Consider the following 2,331-nt stretch of genomic DNA (forward strand, 5'->3'; position numbering starts at 1 on the left):
GGGTAGGGGCGGCGGGGGCGAGGAAACCCCACACACCGACGATGCGATGCTGACCAAGGCGGGGCCGCCAGCGATCACCGGCCCCGAATCGAAGGATGGGGCACATGCGCGCAGTCGTGTTCGAGCAGTTCGGAAAGCCGCCCACGGTGAAAAACCTGGCGGCCCCCCGCCCCGCCCCCCACGGCGTAGTCGTCCGCGTCGAGGCAACCGGCCTCTGCCGCAGCGACTGGCACGGCTGGCAGGGCCACGACCCGGACATCACGCTCCCGCACGTCCCCGGCCATGAACTGGCCGGGGTCGTGGAGGAGACCGGCGCGGCGGTCACGGGCTGGCGCCCCGGCGACCGCGTCACCGTCCCGTTCGTCTGTGCCTGCGGCACCTGCGCCGCCTGCGCGGCCGGCGACCAGCAGGTGTGCGAGCGGCAGACGCAGCCGGGCTTCACGCACTGGGGCTCGTTCGCCCAGTACGTGGCCCTGGACCACGCCGACGTGAACCTGGTGGGGCTGCCCGACGATCTGTCGTACAGCACGGCGGCCTCCCTCGGCTGCCGCTTCGCCACGGCGTTCCGCGCGGTGGTCGCGCAGGGCCGGGTCGCGGCGGGGGAGTGGGTCGCCGTCCACGGTTGCGGCGGTGTGGGCCTCTCCGCGGTGATGGTCGCGGCGGCGTCCGGAGCGCGGGTGATCGCCGTCGACGTATCGCCCCGGGCTCTGGACCTGGCCCGGAAGTTCGGGGCGACGGAATGCGTGGACGCGTCGGCGGTCGAGGACACGGCCGAGGCGGTCCGCGACCTCACCGGCGGCGGCGCCCACCTCTCCCTGGACGCCCTCGGCTCCCCGGCCACCTGCGCGGCCTCCGTCAACGGCCTCCGCCGCCGGGGCCGCCACATCCAGGTGGGCCTGCTCCCCTCCGGCACGGGCACCACCCCCGTCCCCATGGCCCGGGCGATCGCCCTCGAACTCGAACTCCTGGGCAGCCACGGCATGGCGGCCCACGCCTACCCCACGATGCTGAAGCTGGTGGAGGCGGGAGTCCTCCGCCCCGACCTCCTGGTGACCGCGACGATCGGGCTGGACGCGGCCCCGGCCGCACTGGCGGCGCTGGGCACGACCCCGGGCGGCGGCGTGACGGTCATCGAACCGTGGAACTGACCCGGTTCCCCTCGGGCCGCCCACGATGGGCGGCCCACTCCGGGGCGAGGATCGACATCCGCACGGCATCGATCCACTCCCCGCCCTGCCACAGCGTCTGTCGCTCGATCCCCTCAGCCACGAAACCGACCTTCTCGTAGGCACGTCGGGCCCTGGGGTTGTGGGTGAAGACGTACAACGAGACGCGGTGCAGGCCGATGCGCTCGAAGGCGTGGCCGACCGTCAGCCGCACGGCTTCCGTGCCCAGCCCCCGGTCCTGCCCGCCGGGACCGATCAGGATCCGGAAGCAACAGCCTCGGTTGACCTCGTCGACCTCGTTGAGTACGGCCTCACCCACCAGGTCACCGCTCGCCCGGTCCACGATGCCGAGGTCGAGGCGGTCGGTCTGGTCGTTGCGGCTCCCGTACCAGGCCCGCAACCGGTCCAGCCCGAAGCTCTCGGTCGGGCTGCCGGTGAGCCGGACCACCTCCGGGTCGGCCAGGATGCGCGCCATCACGGGCGCGTCGTCCTCCCGGAACGGCCGCAGCACGGCCTTCTCACCGGTGAGTACGGGGTTCTGGAAAGAGCTCATCCCCGGATCCTGGACAAGAGGCGGACCCGGGGACAAACGAATAAGCGTGACGAGGAGCGGATCACTCGACCAAGCGTGACGAGGAGCGGATCACTCGACCTTGCGCCCTCGGTTGCCCGGTCTGGAGGCGACCCAGGTGCGGATGGTGTCGGCGTACCAGTAGGGCTTGCCGCCCTCGACCTGGTCGGGCGGCGGCAGCAGCCCGTGTTTGCGGTACGAGCGGACGGTGTCGGGCTGCACACGGATGTGCGCCGCGATGTCCTTGTACGACCAGAGAAGCCGGTCGGTCGTCATCAGTGGCACCTCCCTGCGCGCACCACGGCGGCGGCCGGGAAGACCACAGGGGGAGCCGGGCACTGCGCTGGCGATCACAAGCCTGTGCTCGGCCAACGACCCACAGTGATCAGCGAGAGCGCCCGTGTGTCACGTGTGACGAAAGACCCGCATACACGTGACACACGTGACAGAAAGGTGTCATTTGTGACGCGAGCGGCAAATCGGAGCGCCTCATAGCCGGGCGGCAGCGACCGCGCCCTCCAGGGGCGCGGGGAGCTGCGCGACCGGCCACGACGAACCCGCGGCCTCGAACGTCCTGCAGCCCCAGCCCCAGCC

The 2,331-nt window shown here is 71.9% G+C and carries 3 protein-coding genes; 1 reads left to right on the forward strand and 2 read right to left on the reverse strand.

Annotated elements, in window-relative coordinates; genetic code table 11:
- The first annotated feature begins 104 nt into the window (after nt 1-104).
- On the forward strand, nt 105-1,148 hold the full coding sequence (locus P1P70_RS43520) for a zinc-dependent alcohol dehydrogenase family protein (protein ID WP_319247881.1): 1,044 nt from the start codon (nt 105-107) through the stop codon (nt 1,146-1,148).
- Here the strand turns inward: P1P70_RS43520 and P1P70_RS43525 are convergent.
- Nucleotides 1,129-1,719: a GNAT family protein gene (locus P1P70_RS43525; RefSeq protein ID WP_319247883.1), complete on the reverse strand. Its 591-nt coding sequence runs from the start codon at nt 1,717-1,719 to the stop codon at nt 1,129-1,131. The two genes, P1P70_RS43520 and P1P70_RS43525, sit on opposite strands and share 20 nt — an antisense overlap.
- 90 nt (nt 1,720-1,809) lie before the next feature.
- Nucleotides 1,810-2,013: a helix-turn-helix transcriptional regulator gene (locus P1P70_RS43530; RefSeq protein ID WP_319247885.1), complete on the reverse strand. Its 204-nt coding sequence runs from the start codon at nt 2,011-2,013 to the stop codon at nt 1,810-1,812.
- Between the last annotated feature and the right edge of the window lie 318 nt (nt 2,014-2,331).

It is taken from the genome of Streptomyces sp. MB09-02B, from assembly GCF_033794485.1.
Classification (GTDB): Bacteria; Actinomycetota; Actinomycetes; order Streptomycetales; family Streptomycetaceae; genus Streptomyces.

Coding starts and splice junctions, on each gene's coding strand:
- P1P70_RS43520 (WP_319247881.1), top strand. CDS start 105: ATGCGCGCAGTCGTGTTCGAGCAGTTCGGAAAGCCGCCCACGGTGAAA.
- P1P70_RS43525 (WP_319247883.1), bottom strand. CDS start 1,719: ATGAGCTCTTTCCAGAACCCCGTACTCACCGGTGAGAAGGCCGTGCTG.
- P1P70_RS43530 (WP_319247885.1), bottom strand. CDS start 2,013: ATGACGACCGACCGGCTTCTCTGGTCGTACAAGGACATCGCGGCGCAC.